We start from the raw sequence: 20,861 nt of genomic DNA, 5'->3' as shown, positions 1-20,861 counted from the left end.
TGCGCCAATTCGTTGTCAGATAGAATTAATTCCCCCAATTGTAGACCCGCAGCAACATGAAGAGTGGATATGTTAAACTTCTGTTTCTGGGCATTGTTTTGTTTCTCATTGCATTGAATTTTATCACGTATAAAAGCCTTGATAATTACATTAAAGAGGTTCGTGTTATTCGGCATTCATCCGATGTACAGGAAACACTGGAGCGATTGCTCTCTTCAATCAAAGACTCGGAGATTGGTCATTACGGTTATCAGCTCACCCGTGATTCGGTCTTGCTTGTTCCTTACCATACGTCGGTGGTGGAATTACCTGGTGTTCTGAAGTTGCTGGATAGTCTTGTCTCGCGAAATGCTGTTCAGAAGAGTCGCGTAGATACGCTGAAGGTATTAATTGATAATCAGTTTGGGATAGTGGGAGAGATTCTTTCAAATGCGAAAAGGAGCGAGCTCTACATGGACCGATACGAAACGGGACTGATTGCCAGGAGTCGGGATAATATGGATGCGATTCGCTCTCTCGGCCGCCGTATAAGAGCCGATGAGGAAAGAATTGTTGAACAACGATCGACAAGCGAAACAGGTAATAGAAACGTAGCGCCGGTATCGCTGCTGTTTTATGGACTGGCTTCGCTCGCTGGTATTGCATTTCTGTTCACGCGCGTGCTGGATGAGCTGGAGAAACGCAAGAAGGCAGAAGACAGCCTTCGCGATAGTATCCAAACTATGCGTAAAGAAGTTGGCATTCGCGAGTTTACCCAGAAGACACTCCGTAATGTTATTGACAATTCTCTTGATTGTATAATGGCATTCCGCGCTCTTCGCGACAACAGGAATGAGATTGTAGATTTTGAATGGATATTGGCAAATGCCGTGAGTCTGGCGACGTTGTATTCTAAGGAGAAGACGCTCCTGGGCAAAAAGCTACTGGAGGTAACACCTGGCGCGAAATCAGATGGACTGTTCGAGATGTTCAGGGACGCAGTGGAATCAGCCGTGCCGAGTCAGATCGAACGCCAGTTTTCCGGCGACGTTATGAACGCCTGGTACAACATCACGGCAGTGAAGCTTGAAGATGGATTGGTAGTAACCTTTTCTGATATCACGAGTCAGAAAATGCAGCGAATGCTCATAGAGGAAAGAGAAGTCTTGTTGAAGGATGCCGAAGAGGTGGCGAACATGGGCAGCTGGCGATGGATGAGACAAAATGATGAATTAATCTGGTCGGACGGACTTTACCGCATTCTTGGAAAATCACCTCTCGACTATACGCCATCCTGGAGCTCCTTTACGGACAATGTGAATCTGGAAGATCGCCCTGCGATGCGCAGTTTCCTCGCAGACCTAAGGTGGACTCCAAAAACATCCCGGCTTGAATATAGAATCGATGTCAATAACAAGACTTCATATCTGGCGATGGTGCTAAAGCCTGCACCTACTCACACTTTGCAGCCCGATGTGCTGGGGACCGTTATTGATATCACTGAGCGAAAGCTTTACGAAAATCAACTGAAGCAATACACGTCGGAGTTAAAGCGTTCCAATGAAGACCTTGAGCAGTTTGCCTATGTAGCGTCGCATGATTTGCAGGAGCCATTGAGGAAGATCAGGGCTTTTGGAGACCTGGCAACTAAAAGTCATGCAAAAGGCGATGCGCTTCGCGTTGATTACATTCAGCGAATGCAGTCTGCAGCTGCGCGAATGCAGGTGTTGATTGAGGACCTGCTTCTCTTTTCTCGCGTCAGTCGAAGCGCTAATCAGTTTGAGCGCGTGGCGATGCCTTCCTTGATGGACGAGGTGCTTGATGATATCAACGAACAGATCCGTCGCGAACATGCACTGGTGGAGGTCGGGCCGCTTCCGGATATCATGGGAGACCATACTCAAATCAGACGTCTGTTTCAAAATCTGATCAGCAATGGGATAAAATTCCACAAACCCGATCAGCAATCGATAGTAAATATTTCAGGCCGGATTATGCGATCATCGGACATCTATAGCGAATACAAACTGGCGGTTGCGCCGCGTGACTGGGCCTGTTTTATCGTGCGCGACAATGGCATTGGATTCGAGGAGAAGTACGCCGAAAAGATATTCAACATATTTCAGCGCCTCCATGGACGAAACGAATACGAAGGCACTGGCATAGGTTTGTCTATTTGCAGAAAGATAGTTTCCAATCATCAGGGTCATATTTTCGCCCGGAGCGAGGAAAATGTGGGCTCTGAATTTATCATTATATTACCAGTAGACTAAGGGACATGACGGGAGCACAGGAAATCAGGGTATTGCTGGTCGAAGACGACGAGGATGACGTCGTTCTCGCACGCGAATATCTGAGTGAAAGTGAATATTACAGATTTAAAGTCGAATGGGTAGCCAATCCTCAGCATGCACGCGAACGAATGCTTCGCGAGCGCTTCGACATATTTCTTATCGACTACAGACTTGGCAGCGAGAACGGACTTGATCTCATCAAGTTCGTGCAGGACAAAGGCGTGCTCGTGCCGTGCATACTTCTTACTGGACAGGGAGACATGAAGGTGGACCTTGACGCCAGCCGCTATGGCGCCGCGGATTATCTCGTGAAGACTGAACTGAGCCCATCGTTACTGGAAAGGAGCATCCGATATGCTTTAAGTCAGTCGTCAGTTATTCGCGAACTGGATGAGAAGGAAAAGAAGTATCGTTCGCTGTTCGAACGTTCGATAGATCCGATTTTTCTCGCCAACGACAAGATGCATATCATTGACGTAAACTCGGCCTTCCTTAGCTTCTTTAGCATTACCCGTGAGGATGCTGTTAAGCTGGAGATTAAAGATCTTTTTGCAGATCCCGACGCGTACGCATACTGCCGCGATGCCTTGAATGAGTCGGAGCAGATTAAGGATTTTGAAGTGTTGCTGGTGAACCGCTCCGGTGACAAGAAGATATGTCTGCTGAACTGTGTGTTTATTCCTGATCAGGCCTCCGACTTTTGTTGCTACCAGGGAATAGTACACGATCTTACCATGCGCAAGAAGGCCGAGAAGGACATGCTGCTGGCAGAAAGATTATCGATGACCGGAAAGATTGCGCGGATGATTGCTCATGAAGTGCGCAACCCCTTAACCAATCTTACCCTTGCTCTGGAGCAGCTAAAAGATGAGATGCCTTCGGATAATGAGTCGGTAACATTGTTCAGCGACATTATCGAGCGCAATGCCGGTCGCATTGAGCAGCTGATCGGTGAGATGCTGAATTCGTCAAGACCTCGTGAGCTGGATCTTCAGCTTGTCACTGTAGATGAAATATTGGACGAGACACTGGCCCTTGCAATGGATCGTATGAATCTCAAACAGATCCGGCTCGAAAGTCAACGAGGCAAAGACCTTCCAAGGCTGTTGGTTGATAAGGAGAAAATGAAAATCGCCCTGCTTAACATAGTTATCAATGCTGTTGAGGCGATGCATCCTGGGGCAGGTATACTGAGCGTTCGCGTCGAGAATAATCCTGGCAATGTTGTGGTATTCATAGCTGACAACGGTAAGGGTATCCCACCCGACGATCTGGAGAGACTTTTTGATCCGTTCTTCACCAGCAAGGAGGGAGGAATGGGGCTTGGGTTAACATCTACCCGAAATATTCTCTCAGGGCATGGTGCTTTGGTGGAAGTTACGAGCAAAGTGAATGAGGGAACAACGTTCGCTATTCACTTTAAGCTTTCGGAGTAATTGCGGATTTCTTGAAACGTTTCAAGCAGGGAATATCTCTTCGCCTTGAATTGCGACACTATACTAACAGGGTAAGCCAATTCTAGAACGGATATCCAAAGGCGATATTAAATATAAGATTCTCCTTTCGCCATTCTCTGCTACCAAAGTCGACATCTTTAACTACCCATTCGGGATGTGGTGTATTGTTTTCAGCATCCTTAACCCACGGTTTTCTTATAGGGAACGCCACATCCAGGCGGAAGACGAAGAAGGAGAAATCAACGCGTAAACCAGCGCCAGTACCGACAGCGAGTTGCTTTAAGAAAGCATTGCTGAACTTGCCACCTGGGCGCTCGGGCTCGTCTCTGAATGTCCAGATATTTCCGGCATCGACAAAGACAGCCCCTTTGAACATCTTGTAAATATCAAATCGAAACTCAGCATTGCCTTCTAGCTTAATGTCAGCGCGTTGATCAACAAACAGATTTTCACCGTCCGGATACTCGTTCCGTATATAATATGTTCCCGGACCGACCGATCGGGCCTGAAATGCACGTAGACTATTGGAGCCACCTACCGCGAACTGTTTGATATAAGGCATCGTGTATCTGACCGTGTCGTTTATTATCTTTTTTGAGTTTCCATAAGGATAACCAGCACCCACGATTATCCTTGTTGCAATCTTATTTCGCTTGTCGAGTTGCCAATAGTATCGGAAATCGACGTCGCCCTTTACATATTGAGAATAGGGAAGTCCAAATAACTCATACGAAGTTTCCTGCTTGCTTCCAATCTTTTGGATCGCGTTAATCAGATTACCGGCGACATCAACATTTCCGTTAAAGAAGAAGTTGTGTTCCCGGACTTTGCGTGTCTTATCAAACTGGCTCATCGGATCCTCGTGCAGCTGTGAGTTATATGTGAACGAATACCGGCTGCCAATAATAAATTGGTTTTCGAACGATTGCTTAAGGATTGGATTTGTGTCGAGTAATGACTCGAAAGTATCTGATCTACGGTCGGTTCGGACGAAACTTATGTCCGCAGGATAAAGCTCATGGGTCTTGTCAGCCGTCTCACGCCAGATATATCCATAGGCAAGGTTGGCAGAACTTAACCGATAGTATCCAACACGATTCTGGAAATTTATACCCGCCTTAATAATCGTTTTAGGAAGATAAGTACGGGAGCTATAGTCTATTCTGATTGGAGAAATGAACCGTGGAATAGTAAGACTCGATTCCGCCCCGACCTCCAGCGAGTTCAACGTATTCTCGTTTTGACGGCTAAGCTGCCATTCGTAGCCCGCATTGAGCTTTAACTGAAACAACTCAGCGCCACGGAAGAAATTTCGATTGGTGAATGTTAACAACAAACCCGGGCCGACGAAGTTATTCGACTTCGATATCCCCTGGGCTTCTGCGCGTAACGATTTTTTGGGAAGCGTGGTCAGCTGAATATTTGTTACAAGCCTTGAAGAATCGGCGTGAAGCTCCGAAAACTTAATGTTGACAAACTTGAACACTCCAAGTCCCATCAGGTGGGATAGTGTAAGGCGTTGTGCCTCCCGGGTATAAGTTTCGCCCTCTTTGATGTTTATTACATCAGTAATTATCTCCGGGCGGAACCTGTGGTTTTTATCGATGTAGTAAAAGCGATTAACTACAGTTGTGTCGGCCTTTGGTCCAAGTGAATCCGGTATGAGCGTATAATCCGGAAATACGTTAACTCTTCCAAACTTATAAATTCGTTTAGCACGTTGAGGGATGCCAGGTTCAAGTTTAAGATCGAGATTTACTTTACGCTTGCCAATCGTGCTGTCAGCTTCAAAGATCAAATAGCGGTCGTCGAAATAGTAGAAGCCGTGATCTTCCAACGCAACTTCAAGACGTGCCTGTTCAGCTTGCAGCTTTTCGAGGTCATAACGTTGACGTCTTTTAAGTAGAGATTCTTCCGCTACTTCCCGAAGTATTGGAGCATACACGCTATCACGCGGCCTCGGAAAACGGATGGTATCAAGCCGATAAGGTGGCTTAAGAATTACATTGTAAATAACCTTGCTGACCTTCTTCTTTGTTTTTACTTCGGAGCTTACAGTCGACTTGAAATAGCCATCGTTGTTCAATTGACCCGCTAACATTGTTGCTGTACGCTGCGGGTTAACATCTTTCATCAGCACCGGAGGTGAGCCAAGCTTTCTTCGAATGAAGTTGCCAAGTCCCTTCTTCTTATTTGGATCGCCTGCAACATAGTAGAACCATACCCCTGTTCTCATCCCCAGAAACTTCTTGTTTGGTTTAGGGTTGATCAGTTCCTGAAGTTCTGCTTCGATCGCCTTCTTCCTGCGGATGCGCCGGCCCTCAGTGTCAAACCTGATCTCAGCGCCATCGTAAAAACTTTCGTCTCCTTTCAGGAATGAAGTAGCCGTACAGCCGCACAGCAGCGTGAGTGAAAGCAGTAGCGTTGCTCGCCACACAGCTTCAGTCTTCGACACAATTTGGCTACTTCTTTTTTGCATTAGCTTTAAAAAGGTCTTTTACTTTATCATAATCCTTGATGTAAATAAGACCTGCGCCTGTTTCGATGAGTTCTCCGGATATGATATCAAAGTCACTGTTTCTGAATCCAGTTATTCTAAGGCGCCCGTCGGGAGTGAGTTTATACTCCAGAGCAAGATCACCGATGTAGTCACTAAATGACGATTGATTGCTTTTGTTCCCTTCGATGTCTACGTTACCGGAAACTTTAACGATCAGTCGATCATCGAGTAGTGTTTTCTGAACACCCAGTTGCACGGAAGTCTGTCCCTGTGCCTCTCCCGTTGAGTAGTCTTCATCCGAACGGACATCAAATGTCAATTCTATGCCTTTGATGTTTTCCGACATCCGGTTCAGCTGTTCAGAGAGGAGCTTGCTAACGCTACGCCTGGCAGTCGCTTCGACTGATCCGCCGGATTGGTTGTCGAAGACATCATCAGCCACGAACCTTTTCAGAATCAACAAGGCAAATACCTGCTTGTTAACATCCGACTCCCGCGTGTTGATGTCCTGAATACGTGCATAAGGTGCACCCGCAGCGGCGCTGCGCTTCTGTTCCGGCATGTCCAGTTGAAAACTAATCTCCGGCGTCATTAATTCGCCGTCGATGTTCAGGTAAACCAGAAAGGGCAGTCGTTGACGCAGATTGTTTCGCTGTTCGTCTGAAGTAACCTGATTACTCATCAACTCTAACGGCGAAGTCTCGACCAGATATGAAGCTTTAATATCCATATTGGCTTCAAGCGGATCACCCGCCCACGTTATCGAACTGCCTTTTTCAATTTTGAAGTTCCTCTTCAGCAATCTGTAAAAGGTAAAATCATATGTACCCGACGTTATTTCATAGCGGCCAGTAAGAGTCATTTCACCCGTCGGGTTCATCGCGAACGTAAGTGTTGAGTTTCCTTTCACAGCAAGCTTGTCTCCGGTCACGGGATCGATTACGATACCCAACTCCTCCTTATCATCTATCTCGATATTTGCCGTAAGATCTATACCCGTAAACCGCGACCCCACTGAGTCCTTCGCCTCGATGGATCGAAGGAATGGATCCTTCGCTGCATCCTTATCTTTAAACACTACGATGCCCTTCTGTTCAAGTACACCTTTCTCGGACTGTGGTATCACATAAGTAAATTTGCTGTCGTCATTTAGATCAATGTTCATATCGATCTTAGGCTCAGTAAATGTTCCAACGATGGTAGCCGTTGTATTGATGCCTACTTTACCATAGAAGAGCTCATTAGGTACCTGCGCATTCTTTTCATCCGGCTGCGTATTCAACAGCTGAAAGTTCTTAGCATCCAGGCGAAGGTCCATATTGAACGTTGCATAATCCTTCGTCTTCAAAATTCCTTTGATGGTGGCTGCATTGTTTTGTTCGTCGAGGATTCTGAAGTTCTCAAGCACGACACCATCTGCAGTGAACGCTATCCTTTCATCCTGGAGTAGAAACTTGGTATTAACAAAGCTTGGAACCACAGAGGCCTTTTGAAACGACAGGAAACCTCGTATCTCAGGAGCAGTTGGACTCCCTTTCAATGTCATCTCACCGGTAATGCTGCCAGATGAATTCTTCAGTTGCCCCCCGGTAAGGGGTTCAACCGCTACGAGATTGATGCGCGAAATGTCTGCTGTTAAATCAATCTTAGACGCTATTGAATCAGGTACGTAGTTTCCTTTAACCCCAAACTCCATGTTGATTCCATTGATTCCGAGGTCGACGAGGTACTTACCTGTATTTTCATGAGCGAGCTTCAAAGCTAGATCTCCCCACTCGACACCCAGTATCTCAAGCTCTTTTACCGTCAATGCCGTTTCAAAACTTCCTTCGCCGGAAAGCATAAAATCTCCATTGATGAGGCCATCAACGAGTACCTTAGCTTCGACGATATTGGTAATGTTCTGCAGGTTCAGGTCCTTAAACTCTATTGCTGTTCGTGCCTCCTTTTCCTCATGCGTTACCAGTGAGATGCGCTCGTTTATGTTGGTGATAGAAAAGTTATGGGCCAGAATTCCCTTCGGTGTAAAGCGCAGGTAGTTGTCTGCCGGCGTCGTCCATGGGGCGTAATTCATTACCACCTCATCTTCTAGAAAACGGAATTGTATGGCATTACTCTCACTATAAAATGCGCCGCCTAAGGCGTATTTGTCCTTTAACAGCGAATCAAGAATAAGCAACTTCGTGCGGATCGAATCATGGGCGACTTTTCCTGTTACTCTCAGGGCCTCCATTCTCAATGTATCGAAACGGATCTTTCGAAGACCGAGTGTATAGTCCATTGCATTCTCGTCGGAGGTAACATTGAGCATGAGTGAATCGAGACCGATGCCACCGTATTGTAATCTGGAAACATCCGCATGGAGGTTGAGCTTGTGTTGTTCGCTGTCGAACTCACCTTCGATGCGGCCCGGCACGAATGGCTCTAACTCCGGTACCAGGATTTCAGTGATGAGCTCAGTGTTTTTTATTACCAGGTCAAACTTAAATCGCTGGACATCTACGGCCCGGTTATACGCTGTGTCGTGAAGAGAAAAATAATTATTGAAGTGGCGACGAATAGCGTCGGGCATGGCCACAAGATTGATAGTTCCTTCGAAGTCACCCGAAACTATATCAGATCGGATGCTGATCTTGCTTTCTCCTTTCTGGTCAATGGAAACAAACAGGAGTGAGTCGACGGCGTAAAGCGCGTCGCCGTTGTAAATTCCGAACTTACGGATATCAAGGTTGCCATTGATGGAAGTAAAGTCCGAGGTAGCCAGATTGGATTCAAATATGCCGCGCGCCTTTAGCGGCCTCTCGGAAAAGTGCAAGGCTTTAAAGTCGGCATTCTTAAGATCAAACTTTAGTGCATATGACGGAACATCGCCTGTATAGTCGAGATCGCCATCAAGCGTGAAATTCAGGTTGGGATCGTTGAGCCAGGCCTTTCCAGAAAACAGATACTTAACAAGCGTCCCATGTACATTCAGGTCGCGATACGCATATTGCTGATACTGGAACTCTTTGATAACAAGATCAACTTTGGAATTAATGTTGTCCTTTGTGAATCCTTTTCCTCTTGCCGATACATGCGCGCTGAGCCTGCCCATTTTTTCCGCCTGACGAAGCAATCTCCCTGCATCAAATCGATCAATGTCTACCCTGGCATCATATGATGGCGTCTTCTGATCAAGGTTCTTGAATTTGCCATCGATGCGTATGGCGCCAAGGTTGGTCTTTAAATGCAGCTTTGCTGCCGGACTGGCTGCGCTGCCCTTCGCATTACCCGTAAGCGAAATCCATTCCGGCAGCTGGATACCAGTCGGGAGCAGGCTATCGGGCAGCAGTGCCTCAATTTCTTTTCGCGTTGTGTATAGACGTTTGACATCGGCCGAAAATTGTGGATCAGCGTGTGGCAGCCCCGTTACACGACCACCGACCACGATTTCTGTACTGTCCATATAAGAGAGCCCAAGCTCCCTGAGCGAGATGTCTTTTACCATTCCATTTGCATCTGCATGGAAACGTATAACGCCTCCGTTGGGAATGTGAACAGGTACGGAGTCGAGCGCGCCTGGGGCAAACATGAGCGCATCGTCTATGGCGACAACAGAGGGCTTTAGTTTCAGTTCAAACTTTGCCGTCGGATAGTCGTCGGCAATTGTTTTTAGTGAACGATAGGCGGCATTTACTGAACCTTCAATATTTGAATTTGCTGTTCGGATGATCAAGTCCTTTAACTGAGCGCTGGTATTTCCGGCCCTGACTTGTGCCTGCATTTGAGTCAATTGCAATCCGCTTCGCTCGGAAAACTCCAAAGAACCTATCGTTCCTTGCACCTGAGTACCGGAAACGGCTAGTCCATCCGCCTCCATACTTAGTCTCGTTAACCATAAATGCCTGAAGTCGACACCTTTCGGAGCGAGGGGTACATTGAAATCATAGTATTGAAGATTGTTGTTCGAAAGTGAAAGTTTTGCCAGGGAAATATCCCAGTCGAGGTCAAAAGCATTGGAAGCATCAGCTGAGTCGGCGAACGACGCACCAGCTGTTAAAATGACTTTTGATGCTGCCGATTGCGTTGGATAATGGAGATGATTCCTATTGGTTGCGTGCTTCGCCTTCTTATTGCTTTTCGTGGCAGATGCCTGTGGGGACGCCGGCGATACAATTCCTTCAGCCTGCTGATAGGAGAGAAACGTGTTGGACAACTCAACGTTTTCAAGTGCGAGTTTTCTTCTGATAAGGTCGACCTCTTCAGCGGTTACGAGTAAGGTTCCCAGATTCAGCCTGGCGTGCTGGCCCTGCGGGATTTGTCTGTAGTCCGCGGAAACGTCAGCAAACTTGATAGTCTTAAAGCTGAGATTAAATGAGCTGGTGTCTGGGTTTGTTTCGGCCAGGGTAACGGTGCCTGTACCCGCAGAGTCAGTTTTATCGGACGGAACCTGCCAGCTTACATAACTTGCCTGCACGTCACTCAACGCGATGTCGTCGATCGTGATGCTCGGTCCATTCAGATCAAACCTGTCGACGCCAACGTCAAACTGATGAAGGCGAACTTTGGTGTCTATTTTGACTATTGAGTCGAGGTAGTGTGCGCGAACGTCCTTAAGGTTCACATCCTCAATATTGAATGTCCAGGGTTTCGACGCCGTAGTGTCCGCAGGCTGCTCGCCCGTTGAGAACGCTTTAATGATGTAGTCAAAATTGAATGCGCTGTCGACCGCCGAACGTTTGATGCGTATGTCGGCATCAGTCAGTGTAACATCATTCAATTCAATAGTGTTTCGGGTCAATGCCCAAAGATCTGTGTCAATTGACAGCCGTCCAAGGTAAAGGAGTGTATCCGCTTTCTGATCTTCCAGATAAAGGCCCTCCAATACGACCGCCTTAGGAAAGGAGAGACTGAGATGGTTCAGGCTTACTTTTGTGCCTATCTTCTTTTCGAGGAAAGAAACAGCCTTTTCAACTATGGTATTCTGCACGGCCGGGATCTGAATGGCCAGGGCAATGACGATCAAAAGTACAACAATGGAGAGCAATGAGTAACCAACGACCTTAAGGGCCTTGATGAAAAACTTTCTCCATGTCCATTTCCGAATCATTCAGGGTTAAATTAACTACTCGAATCGAGAACGGACAATGCAGAGAGTTAAAAATTCGGGATCAACCGCGTTTGAAGATACTGCGGAAGAGATTGAGGATCGGCTGCAAGAACGATCGTGAATGCGAATTGGATACGACCTCAATGGATCGCGGATCGATCGTGCTGGAATTCCTTGAGGCGGCTGAAGCGTACGTAGGCCTGCCCGATTTATCTTCCTGATTGGGATTGCTGATAATAGGAGTTCCGTTTTCCATATTCATAATTGAGAGCGTTTCTTTAAAAATGAAATGGACGGGCATGCATTCCAAATGCACACCCGTCCATACCTTCATCGCCGTTTGAATATTGTTGCTCCAAATATAAGCGACAACACAAAAAGCACAAGGAAAATAAAGAACAGCACCTTGGCAATTGAAGCAGCACCTGCTGCTATTCCACCGAAACCAAAGACGGCGGCAACCAGTGCAATGATCAGAAATATTACAGTCCAGCGTAGCATGTTTGTTTTTGTTTATGTTTTGTTTATCTGACTAATTGCTGTTTAAAGCAAGACTATGCGTCCTGCGCTACAGCTTGTTTTAACTCCTGCGTTAAGGAGTACCTGAAGACGTTCAATCCAAGAATTCCAAAGAATTTGTCAAGCTTCGTAATAACCAGTATTACTGAATTTAGAGTGTCGACTTCTGAAGTGAACAGAGATTTTTTTTGTTTCCTGTCCTCCTTATACAGGTGGTCGACCAGCTCATCAAGATGCATTATCGATTGCTGAGTGTCGTCGTATCTCCAGTTTGCAACGAACAACAGTTGAAACAAGCTGGGTAGCGTTTTAATTACCATATTGGTTTGCTCCGGCGACAGTGTTCGTCGAAGCTGCGACAGAATCGCGCGTACAATGCGCACGATCTTTTTCGTTGATCGAAGGCCGAGATTACTTTTAACTTCTTTAAAAAATCTTACGGATTGTTCGTCCTGGTTGGTGAAGGCTAGTGAACTTACCATGGGTTGTTAGTGGATTTAGATACGCAAGACCATAGACTATCTTCGTACCAATTCAATCAATTCCGCTTTTTCCGTCAAAAAACGGGCTTCAGAGGATAGAGATGTAGAATGTAGTCCACGAAAAAGTGTGAGTGGCGTGGAAATTCACCTTGGTATTTGACACTTTAAATGCCTGGAGCATTCAGCTCGCAGGCCTGCCAATAAAATATTGACACTAAACATTAAATGTTGGACACTCAACAATAGGTGTTGGATCTGCGTTCCGAATTGATCATGATCCTGTACGGACTATACCAAATTGTTGAACCCAAATTGTTGAACGTGGAATACACGCTGTGGACAACTTTTCCCGAAAACAACCGCATTCAAGCCATTTACAAGTGAGTTGACACGTGGCACAAAGTTTTCTCTAATCTCATCAGGAACCTTTGATCATCGCTTAGCAACTGTACTCCACACTCAGTGTAGTTCGTTGCTTCGCGGTGACTTGAGTTCAGGTGTCTCACTATAAAATTATATCAAAATGAAAAATACAAAGAAACTGATCGGAGGCCTCATTGCAGGCGCGGCAATCGGAGTTGCAATTGGTGTTTTACTGGCACCATCGTCAGGCGCAAAGACCAGGAGGAAACTACTCGGCGGATCTCTTAAAATGAAAGACGATGTGATGGCTTCTATTGATGATTCACTTGCTGTCTTGCGTAAGCAATTCAATCACAAGATTGATCAGCTCGCCCGCGGAAGTAAAGATGCCATCAATCATGCGAGTGAAAAAGTAAAGATGTAATTGAATTCAATATATAACGATTAAAGTACAAAGACCATGAACAAGCTATCAATAAAAGGTAATTGGAATGAAGTAAAGGGAAAACTTAAGCAGAAATACGCCAACCTTACAGATGACGATCTGCTCTTCACAGAAGGAAAAGAGGATGAACTGTACGGCCGCCTTCAAAAGAGGCTCGGTAAAACAAAGGACGAACTGAAAAGAGAGATAGAAGCTATATGAACAAGCTAGCAATTGCCGCTTCTTTGATTGCGGGTGTTCTATGTTTCCAATGCAGCGAACGCTCAGACAGAAAGGTGGAGGAAGCACAAGAAAGTGTAGCGCAGGATATTCGTGATGAACGCGATGCTATAAAAAAGGATTTGCAATCACTGCGCGACGATATCAATGATCGTCTGGATAAAGTATCTGCCAAAGTGGATAAAGCTTCGGGAGATGCAAAGAATCAACTTGAGGAGTCAAAAAGGGACTTAATCGTCCAGCGCGATAAAGTTGAAAAGCGACTCGATGAAATAGATAAGGCCTCAGACGACACCTGGGATGACATTCAGCAGGGTGCACGAAATACCGCTGACGAAGTGAAGGTGGAGTTTGAGAAAGTAAAAGAGCGGGTTAAGGATAAACTGGACGAATAAAACTGTCAGTCATGAGAAGAAATTTCTTAAATACCGTCGCTTCCGGCGGAACGATCATGCTGCTGGTTGTTGCGCAGCTATTCAGTGGCTGTAAGGCTTCGAATACGACAAAAGGAGGTGCGATTGGAGCAGGTGTCGGTGGCACTATTGGTGGAGTGATAGGACACCAGTCAGACAACACTGTTGTTGGTGCTATCATTGGAGCAGCAGTCGGTGGTGCTGCAGGCGCATTGATCGGCCGACATATGGATAAACAGGCCGAAGAATTGAAAGAAGACTTGAAAGGAGCAACGGTCGAAAGAGTGGGTGAAGGTATCCTCATAACTTTCGATTCCGGTCTTCTCTTCGGCTTCGATTCGTATTCCCTGCAATCAGCTACAAAAACGAATCTGTCAGAACTTGCCGGTACATTAAAGAAGTATGACGACACGAATATTCTTGTTGAAGGTCATACCGACAATACCGGTGACGATAATTACAATCAGTCGTTATCTGAGAAAAGAGCAGGTGAGGTGAAGTCATATCTCGTTGAACAACAGGTGGCGACTTCTCGCATTACAACCAAAGGCTATGGTGAGAAACAACCGCTGGCTTCAAATGATACAGAGGCTGGTAAAAAGTCGAACCGCCGGGTTGAAGTCGCTATTTACGCTAACGATGAAATGAAAAAGCTGGCCAAGAAGGGTGAGCTTGGTGAATAGGATGACATGTCTTTGAGACACTAAAAGAAAGCTGCTTGCCGGCTTTCTTTTTTTGTGTCTGCCTGGCTTACTCAGTTCCGTTTTCCGCTGACCTTGTCCTCTTGATTGTTGCTCCCAGTTTTAGAGTATTCTACTTTCCCATTTCCTATTTGTCATTCTAAACATGCGTGTTCGTTCCTGTGAAACATACTGGCTGCTGAAGAACGGATTGATCAATTCGTATCCCTCACTTCGCAGCAACCTTGCTTGTGATGTTCTGGTAATCGGGGGAGGGATCACTGGTTCTCTCATGGCGTGGCAGTTCGCTACCGAAGGATATAATACCGTCCTGATAGACAGGAATGATGTTTCCTTAGGCAGCACCAGTGCGACTACCGCCCTTCTTCAATATGAGATCGACATGTCACTTACTGATTTAACGCAGAAGGTTGGTCAGGAACAGGCAAGGGATTGTTATCGCGGAGGCGTCGAGGCTATTTTGAAATTGGAGAAGATTGTCCGGGACCGACGTATAGCCTGTGAGTTCGAACGCAGACGGAGCATATACGTTGCACACAACCGAAAGCAGAGCGAGGCGCTGAAAGCAGAACTTGCAAGCCGTAAGTCGGCTGGTATTGACGTTGAATGGATAGATCAGAAGGATTTGCTCGGGACCTATGGAGTGCATGGATTTGGAGCTATTCGTTCTGCTGTAGCGGCATGCGTTGATGGATATTGTCTCGCGCATGCATTGTTGGACGATGCTGCCACAAACCATTCTCTGCGTATATATGATCATACTGAGATCGAGGCGATTGCCTATCAGTCCTCGGGAAATGATGTGCACGTCAAAGGCGGTTGGCATATCAGCACTTCCAAAATAGTATTCGCTACAGGTTATGAGACACTTTCCTTTCTTAAAGACAATGTCGCGGATCTTATCAGTACTTATGCCTGCGTGAGCGAACCATTTGATATACCCGCGCCGTTGCGCGAGAATATTTTCTGGAATACGGATGATCCTTACCTCTATCTGAGGTCCACACCCGATAATCGTTTATTGGTTGGAGGCGCTGACGTGCCGTTCAAAAATGCTCTGCGACGCGATGCACTGATTGATAGAAAGGAATTGGCACTTATCGAACAACTGAAAATTTTCGTGCCTGGTCTCAGCATTATTCCCGATTTCACCTGGGCGGGTACATTCGGAGTAACAAAAGATGCGCTGCCCTACATCGGCGCACATCACGATTACCCCAACAGCTTCTTTGTACTGGGCTTTGGTGGCAATGGAATTACATTCAGCATCATGGCAATGCAGATACTTTCAGATGCCATGGCCGGAAGAGAAAATAAGTTTCTTCATTACTTCAGGTTCGGCCGATAATGTTATTGCTTGTTACGTATCAGTTAAACGACACGCTGATAGTATATACAGGTAATTTGAAGCGATCAACTTATCAACACAATCACGTTATCGTTGTAGTAAGAATTCCACAACGTGTCTTATTTAAATCAACCAGCGGCCTATTTCAGGCTGGCAAGCTTTTTCGATTGTGATAGAAAAAACTTTCAAAGTTATGTCACCGAACACAACAGCAGCACAAAAGCAAGACGCGACGTTGAAAATGTCAACGCTGTCTGAAGCGCTCAACCACGCCGTTAAGGATGGTTTTGTGGAGGACTTCAAATTTGAAAACGGAGCCTTGACTTCGGGCAAGGATAATCACTATTCACCGGAGGATGTTAAGATCTCGAACTTCTACAGATTCGAGGGTTATTCCGATCCGGATGAGAACTCCATCCTGTATCTGATCGAGACGACGGACGGGAAAAAAGGAACTTTGGTGGATGCGTACGGCGCCTATTCCGACGCAAAGTTGGCCACTTTTATACGGGCTGTCGAAGAGATCACTAAGAAATAGTCGTTTTGTTCTAAATTTTATGGCCCTGTTGTCCCGATTTTGGAATCCGCGAGCATCCCTCGGTCGTACCGAGGTGCCGATGGTCACTTTAACAAGGATATGCCTGGGGTACATACAGAATGACTGGGCGATGGTTTTCGCCGCCTTACTGACTTTTTGCTACACGGCTTTGAGCCTTGTAGTGCCAGACGGAACACAGCCGGGATCGAACCCGTAAGTATATGCAACCAATGCCCATGACGCGTCTTGAGTCAATCAAGATGCACCGTAATTACAAAAGGACTGCAGAGGCCGCGAGCCTCCTGTATGTTACTGATTCAACGCCTGGCATACTGCGCGCGAAGAAAGGCAGTGGTTTCAGCTACACTTTGAATAACGTGATCATTCGCGATCCAGCCGTGCTCCTCAGAATACGCAAGCTGGTCATCCCTCCGGCATGGACACGGGTGTGGATATGCACAAAAGATAATGGTCACATTCAGGTGACCGGATACGATGTTCGTGGTCGAAAGCAGTACAAGTATCATCCGCAGTGGAGTGCAATCAGAAATCAAACAAAGTTTCATCGGCTTTATGAATTCGGGAAAGAGCTTCCTCACTTGCGTGAACGGATAGAGAAGGATATTTCCAACTCGAAACTATCGCGTGAGAAGGTGCTGGCAACCGTAGTGTCTCTGATGCAGCGAACATTCATACGAGTAGGAAACAGTGAGTATGAAAAACTTTATGGCTCATATGGTCTTACCACTCTAAAAGATGGACACGTTGATATCAATGGGGCAACGATGAAATTTTCTTTCAAGGGAAAGAAGGGCATATTTCATACTATTACTCTTAAGAATAAGCGCCTTGCCCGAATAGTAAAGGCGTGCCGGGACATTCCGGGAAAGGAGTTGTTCCAGTATTTCAATGAAGACGGAGTACGTTGCTCTATAGATTCCGGAATGGTAAACGACTATATCAGGGAAACGACAAGCAAAGATTTCTCAGCAAAGGATTTCCGTACCTGGGCTGGAACACTTTCGATATTGTCGTCGTTTAAGATTTTGGGTCAGGCTACTACGCAAAGCATTATCAAAAAGAATGTATTGCAGGCACTGGATGAGGTTAGCGCAAAGCTTGGCAACACCCGAACGATCTGTAAGAAATACTATGTACATCCGGTGATCATCCGAATGTACGAAGAGCAAAATCTTCAGAAATATCTCGGTCAGCTTGAGGCTGCCGAGGGTGAGGACACCATCGACGGGCTCACGCAGGATGAACGGGTGTTGATGAAAATCCTGAAGCGTCTATAACAAAACAAGTATGGATCCGAATAAACCGCGCCAGGCAGGCGTCTCCTCCGAGAGTGAGGCAGACGAGGTGTATCTTCATGCAGAAAACAAGCGCGTCCCCTTCTTCGACAAAGTATCCAAATTTGTAACCCGCGCTACAGGCCGACCGGCCGCATTCATCACCGCATTCTTAGTTGTATTGATATGGGCCATCACCGGGCCTATATTCGGATTCTCTGACACATGGCAGTTGGTCATCAACACAGGCACTACGATCATTACGTTTCTCATGGTGTTTATAATTCAGCAATCGCAGAATAAAGACACGATGGCCATCCAGTTGAAATTGAACGAACTTATCGCCAGCCAGAAATCGGCAAGCAACCGATTGATTGACATTGAAGACCTCTCCGAGAACGAACTTGAAACATTGAAGCGATTTTATATCAAGCTTTCAACGCTGGCTGAAAACGAAAAGGACCTCTTCAGCAGTCACTCCCTCGACGAGGCAGATAAGGTTCACAAGAGCAAGAGCCGTAAGGCAACGGCCAGTGGGCAATAATCTCCACATTTCCTTTTCTTAATTAGCATTACAGGCTTCTGTCTGAGTAAATTGTGCTTTCTCAACGACTGGCACGTCTTTTAAAGAAGCATTGAAGTAATCTCACGTTAATGAAGTTCAAGTTGTTCCTTGCCAAGATTGCGGATATCCATAAGTTCGTTAGCCGCTTTTTCAAGAACGCCTTCCTTCCTCCTTTCGAAGTACGGGAGATTCTTCATCAATGTTATCTGGTAGGGAACAGGTCGTTGTTCCTGATCGCCTTTACATCTTTTCTTGCGGGAATAGTTTTCACTAAACAATCACGGCCTTCGCTGGCGTCTTTCGGTGCCGAATCGTGGCTTCCGTCACTGGTATCGCAGGCCGTTGTGCGATCGCTTGGACCGCTAATAACAGGGTTGATCTGCGCAGGTAAGCTGGGCTCCAATATCGGCGCCGAACTTGCAAGCATGAAAGTGACTGAACAGATCGATGCCATGGAAGTTTCGGGTACCAGACCATTTTCATACCTGGTCGTCAGCAGAGTAGTAGCAACGACGTTAATGCTCCCTTTGCTGGTTGTGTTTGCCGACGTGATGGCCCTGTTCGGATCATACTTTATGGTGAACAGTATCAATGGTTCCAGCTTTCAGCTGTTCTATACGGAAGTATCTGCTGTCATCACTTTGCTCGATATTAATTCGTCGATGATCAAGTCAGCCTTCTTTGGATTTGTTATCGGCATTGTCAGTTGCTATGCCGGATATCATTCAGAGAATGGGACGACTGGTGTTGGCCGTTCTGCAAATACGGCCGTAGTTGTATCGATGATTCTCATCTTTGTGGTCGATCTGCTGGGGCTTCAAATCATTAATCTGTTCAGGCGATGAATACACAGGATCAAAAATCATCGACCCTTCGCTTTACTGCTCCTGAGGCCGTAGTTACCGTAAGAGATCTCTACAAAAGTTTCGGCGATCGTAAGGTGTTGCGCGGCTTGAATCTTGACTTATATGACCGCGAAAACCTGGTCATACTTGGCAAGTCCGGAACCGGGAAATCAGTTTTGATCAAATGTATGGTCGGACTCCTCAAGCCGGACTCGGGTTCAATCAATGTATTGGGTTACGACGTGCCGTCGCTCAACGCGCGTGAACTTAATGAACTTCGTCTTCAGGTCGGTTTCTCGTTTCAGCTCAGTGCACTGTATGACTCCATGTCGGTGCGCGAAAATCTTGAATTTCCGCTTAAGCGAAATCTGGGAATTTACGACCGAAAGGAACTCAATGAAAGGGTGATGAAAAGCCTTCAGGATGTCGGGTTGGAGTCAGCGGCAAATCTTCGTCCGGCAGAATTATCAGGCGGAATGAAAAAACGCATCGGCATCGCCAGAACACTTATTCTGAATCCGAAGATCATGCTTTATGATGAGCCAACGGCTGGTCTGGATCCGGAGACTTCGGCAGAAATTAACGAGCTCATTCTCACTGTTCGTAGTAAGTACCAAACTGCTTCGATAATCATTACCCACGACATCACCTGTGCGCATCAGGTGTCTGATCGCGTGATCGGATTGTTCGATGGAACGAACAAGGTCGAAGGTACATTCGAAGAGTTAAAAAAACAGAATCCAAAAGAACTACAGGCGTTCTTCAACTACTAAAGGTTATTCTCATGCAAACGGAAGAACTAAAACAAAATATTAAACTCGGTGCGTTTGTGTTTACAGGCACCTTACTGTTTATCGTCGCACTGTTCTACATCGGGCGTGAGAACACAATATTCAACCGAACGTTCACCATAATGGCGGTGTTCAAAAACATAGAGGGACTGAAGGAAGGTGACAAGGTCTGGTTGTCGGGTGTAAAGATTGGCACCGTGAAGCACGTTCAAATTGTGTCGGAGGGTGAGGTAGTTGTTGCTATGGCACTTCGCGACAAACAGAACGAATTCATTAAGAAGAATGCAACGGCGTTTATTGGATCAGATGGTTTAGTCGGTAACAAGATCGTCGTTGTAAGGCCAGGCAATGCTGCGGCTATTGTTCAGGACAATGACACCATCAACACATTTTCACCCACGGACACTCAGGAATTGATCAACATTGCCAAAGACGTCGGGGCGAACACCCGCAGTCTTACCGACGATATTAAAGACATCACTGCGCGCATCCACAATGGAGAGGGCCTCGTCGGTGAATTGTTAAACGAAGGACCACTATCGCGGGAGTTGCGTGATGTCGTTCACTCACTGAAGTCAGCGGGTGACAACACAAACCGCGCGACCGCTGATCTTACAAAGATGCTTGCCCAGATAAACTCCGGAAATGGACTGGCCACCAAAATAATCTCTGATACTACATACGCGTATACGTTCGAGCAGGCCCTCAACAATGTCGCCGCGGCCGGAAGTAATACAAAGGAGCTGACTGAACAACTACGCGTGGCAGTCGCCAAACTCAATGATAGCAACAATGCCGTCAACGTGCTGCTTGCAGATACTGCTTTTGCAAATCAGCTCAAGGTTACACTTGCTAACGCAGAGTCGGCTTCAGCAAAGCTCGACTCGAATATGCTTGCATTGAAACATAATTTCCTGCTACGAGGCTACTTTAAGAAGCAGGAGAAGAAGGCAGCGAAGGCAGCCGCTGCAGCAAAGCAAAATCAGTAAAACACGTTTAGGTGACGCTGTCACTCAGA

Annotated in this window: 17 protein-coding genes; 13 read left to right on the top strand and 4 right to left on the bottom strand. The window is 46.3% G+C overall.

Annotation, left to right across the window (positions count from 1 at the left end; genetic code table 11):
- The first annotated feature begins 56 nt into the window (after positions 1-56).
- Together WBG78_RS21505 and WBG78_RS21500 are read left to right on the top strand one after the other, a co-directional pair.
- The gene (locus WBG78_RS21505; RefSeq protein WP_337328554.1) at positions 57-2,252 is read left to right on the top strand and encodes a sensor histidine kinase; all 2,196 of its coding nucleotides are present in this window, start codon (positions 57-59) and stop codon (positions 2,250-2,252) included.
- A 5-nt stretch (positions 2,253-2,257) separates the two neighbouring features.
- Complete coding sequence (locus tag WBG78_RS21500; protein WP_337328553.1) at positions 2,258-3,709, top strand: hybrid sensor histidine kinase/response regulator; 1,452 nt, start codon at positions 2,258-2,260, stop codon at positions 3,707-3,709.
- Positions 3,710-3,791: 82 nt separating this feature from the next.
- Here WBG78_RS21500 and tamL read toward each other — a convergent pair whose 3' ends face one another.
- The 4 genes from tamL to WBG78_RS21480 all read right to left on the bottom strand — a co-directional run bounded on the left by tamL (position 3,792) and on the right by WBG78_RS21480 (position 12,320).
- Entirely contained in the window at positions 3,792-6,185 is a 2,394-nt protein-coding gene (gene tamL / locus WBG78_RS21495) for a translocation and assembly module lipoprotein TamL (protein WP_337328552.1), read from the bottom strand.
- A 7-nt stretch (positions 6,186-6,192) separates the two neighbouring features.
- Positions 6,193-11,319 carry a translocation/assembly module TamB domain-containing protein gene (locus tag WBG78_RS21490; protein WP_337328551.1) on the bottom strand — a complete coding sequence of 1,709 codons (5,127 nt, stop codon included), beginning with the start codon at positions 11,317-11,319 and terminating at the stop codon, positions 6,193-6,195.
- Between the two features lie 330 nt (positions 11,320-11,649).
- Entirely contained in the window at positions 11,650-11,820 is a 171-nt protein-coding gene (locus WBG78_RS21485; protein WP_337328550.1) for a DUF1328 domain-containing protein, read from the bottom strand.
- A 53-nt stretch (positions 11,821-11,873) separates the two neighbouring features.
- Positions 11,874-12,320, bottom strand: coding sequence for a DUF2267 domain-containing protein (locus WBG78_RS21480; RefSeq protein ID WP_337328549.1), 447 nt, complete (start codon positions 12,318-12,320; stop codon positions 11,874-11,876).
- 523 nt (positions 12,321-12,843) lie between these two features.
- Between WBG78_RS21480 and WBG78_RS21475 the strand changes: the two genes are divergently transcribed.
- The 11 genes from WBG78_RS21475 to WBG78_RS21425 all read left to right on the top strand — a co-directional run bounded on the left by WBG78_RS21475 (position 12,844) and on the right by WBG78_RS21425 (position 20,832).
- Positions 12,844-13,107: a YtxH domain-containing protein gene (locus tag WBG78_RS21475; protein WP_337328548.1), complete on the top strand. Its 264-nt coding sequence runs from the start codon at positions 12,844-12,846 to the stop codon at positions 13,105-13,107.
- A 36-nt stretch (positions 13,108-13,143) separates the two neighbouring features.
- Positions 13,144-13,329 (top strand): CsbD family protein, encoded by a 186-nt coding sequence (locus WBG78_RS21470; RefSeq protein WP_337328547.1) that lies wholly within the window; start codon positions 13,144-13,146, stop codon positions 13,327-13,329.
- Positions 13,326-13,742 (top strand): hypothetical protein, encoded by a 417-nt coding sequence (locus tag WBG78_RS21465; protein WP_337328546.1) that lies wholly within the window; start codon positions 13,326-13,328, stop codon positions 13,740-13,742. Before WBG78_RS21470 ends, WBG78_RS21465 begins: the two co-directional genes overlap by 4 nt.
- 11 nt (positions 13,743-13,753) lie before the next feature.
- Positions 13,754-14,443 carry an OmpA family protein gene (locus WBG78_RS21460; RefSeq protein ID WP_337328545.1) on the top strand — a complete coding sequence of 230 codons (690 nt, stop codon included), beginning with the start codon at positions 13,754-13,756 and terminating at the stop codon, positions 14,441-14,443.
- Positions 14,444-14,606: 163 nt separating this feature from the next.
- Positions 14,607-15,809, top strand: a complete 1,203-nt coding sequence (locus WBG78_RS21455) for an NAD(P)/FAD-dependent oxidoreductase (protein WP_337328544.1) — start codon at positions 14,607-14,609, stop codon at positions 15,807-15,809.
- A gap of 193 nt (positions 15,810-16,002) precedes the next feature.
- Positions 16,003-16,347, top strand: a complete 345-nt coding sequence (locus WBG78_RS21450; protein WP_337328543.1) for a hypothetical protein — start codon at positions 16,003-16,005, stop codon at positions 16,345-16,347.
- Positions 16,348-16,568: 221 nt separating this feature from the next.
- Positions 16,569-17,645, top strand: coding sequence for a DNA topoisomerase IB (locus WBG78_RS21445; protein ID WP_337328542.1), 1,077 nt, complete (start codon positions 16,569-16,571; stop codon positions 17,643-17,645).
- Between the two features lie 10 nt (positions 17,646-17,655).
- Complete coding sequence (locus tag WBG78_RS21440) at positions 17,656-18,186, top strand: low affinity iron permease family protein (RefSeq protein ID WP_337328541.1); 531 nt, start codon at positions 17,656-17,658, stop codon at positions 18,184-18,186.
- Between the two features lie 110 nt (positions 18,187-18,296).
- The gene (locus WBG78_RS21435) at positions 18,297-19,052 is read left to right on the top strand and encodes an MlaE family ABC transporter permease (protein ID WP_337328540.1); all 756 of its coding nucleotides are present in this window, start codon (positions 18,297-18,299) and stop codon (positions 19,050-19,052) included.
- A complete protein-coding gene (locus WBG78_RS21430) occupies positions 19,049-19,825 on the top strand; it encodes an ABC transporter ATP-binding protein (protein ID WP_337328539.1) in 777 nt (258 codons plus the stop codon). The genes WBG78_RS21435 and WBG78_RS21430 overlap by 4 nt, the downstream gene beginning before the upstream one ends.
- An 11-nt stretch (positions 19,826-19,836) precedes the next feature.
- A complete protein-coding gene (locus WBG78_RS21425) occupies positions 19,837-20,832 on the top strand; it encodes an MlaD family protein (RefSeq protein ID WP_337328538.1) in 996 nt (331 codons plus the stop codon).
- Positions 20,833-20,861 lie beyond the last annotated feature (29 nt).

Origin of the sequence: Chryseolinea sp. T2, from assembly GCF_037203685.1 — a bacterium.
Lineage (GTDB): Bacteria > Bacteroidota > Bacteroidia > Cytophagales > Cyclobacteriaceae > Chryseolinea.
The sequence above is the reverse complement of the archived record's forward strand: the minus strand, read 5'-3'. Positions and strand labels throughout refer to the sequence as shown.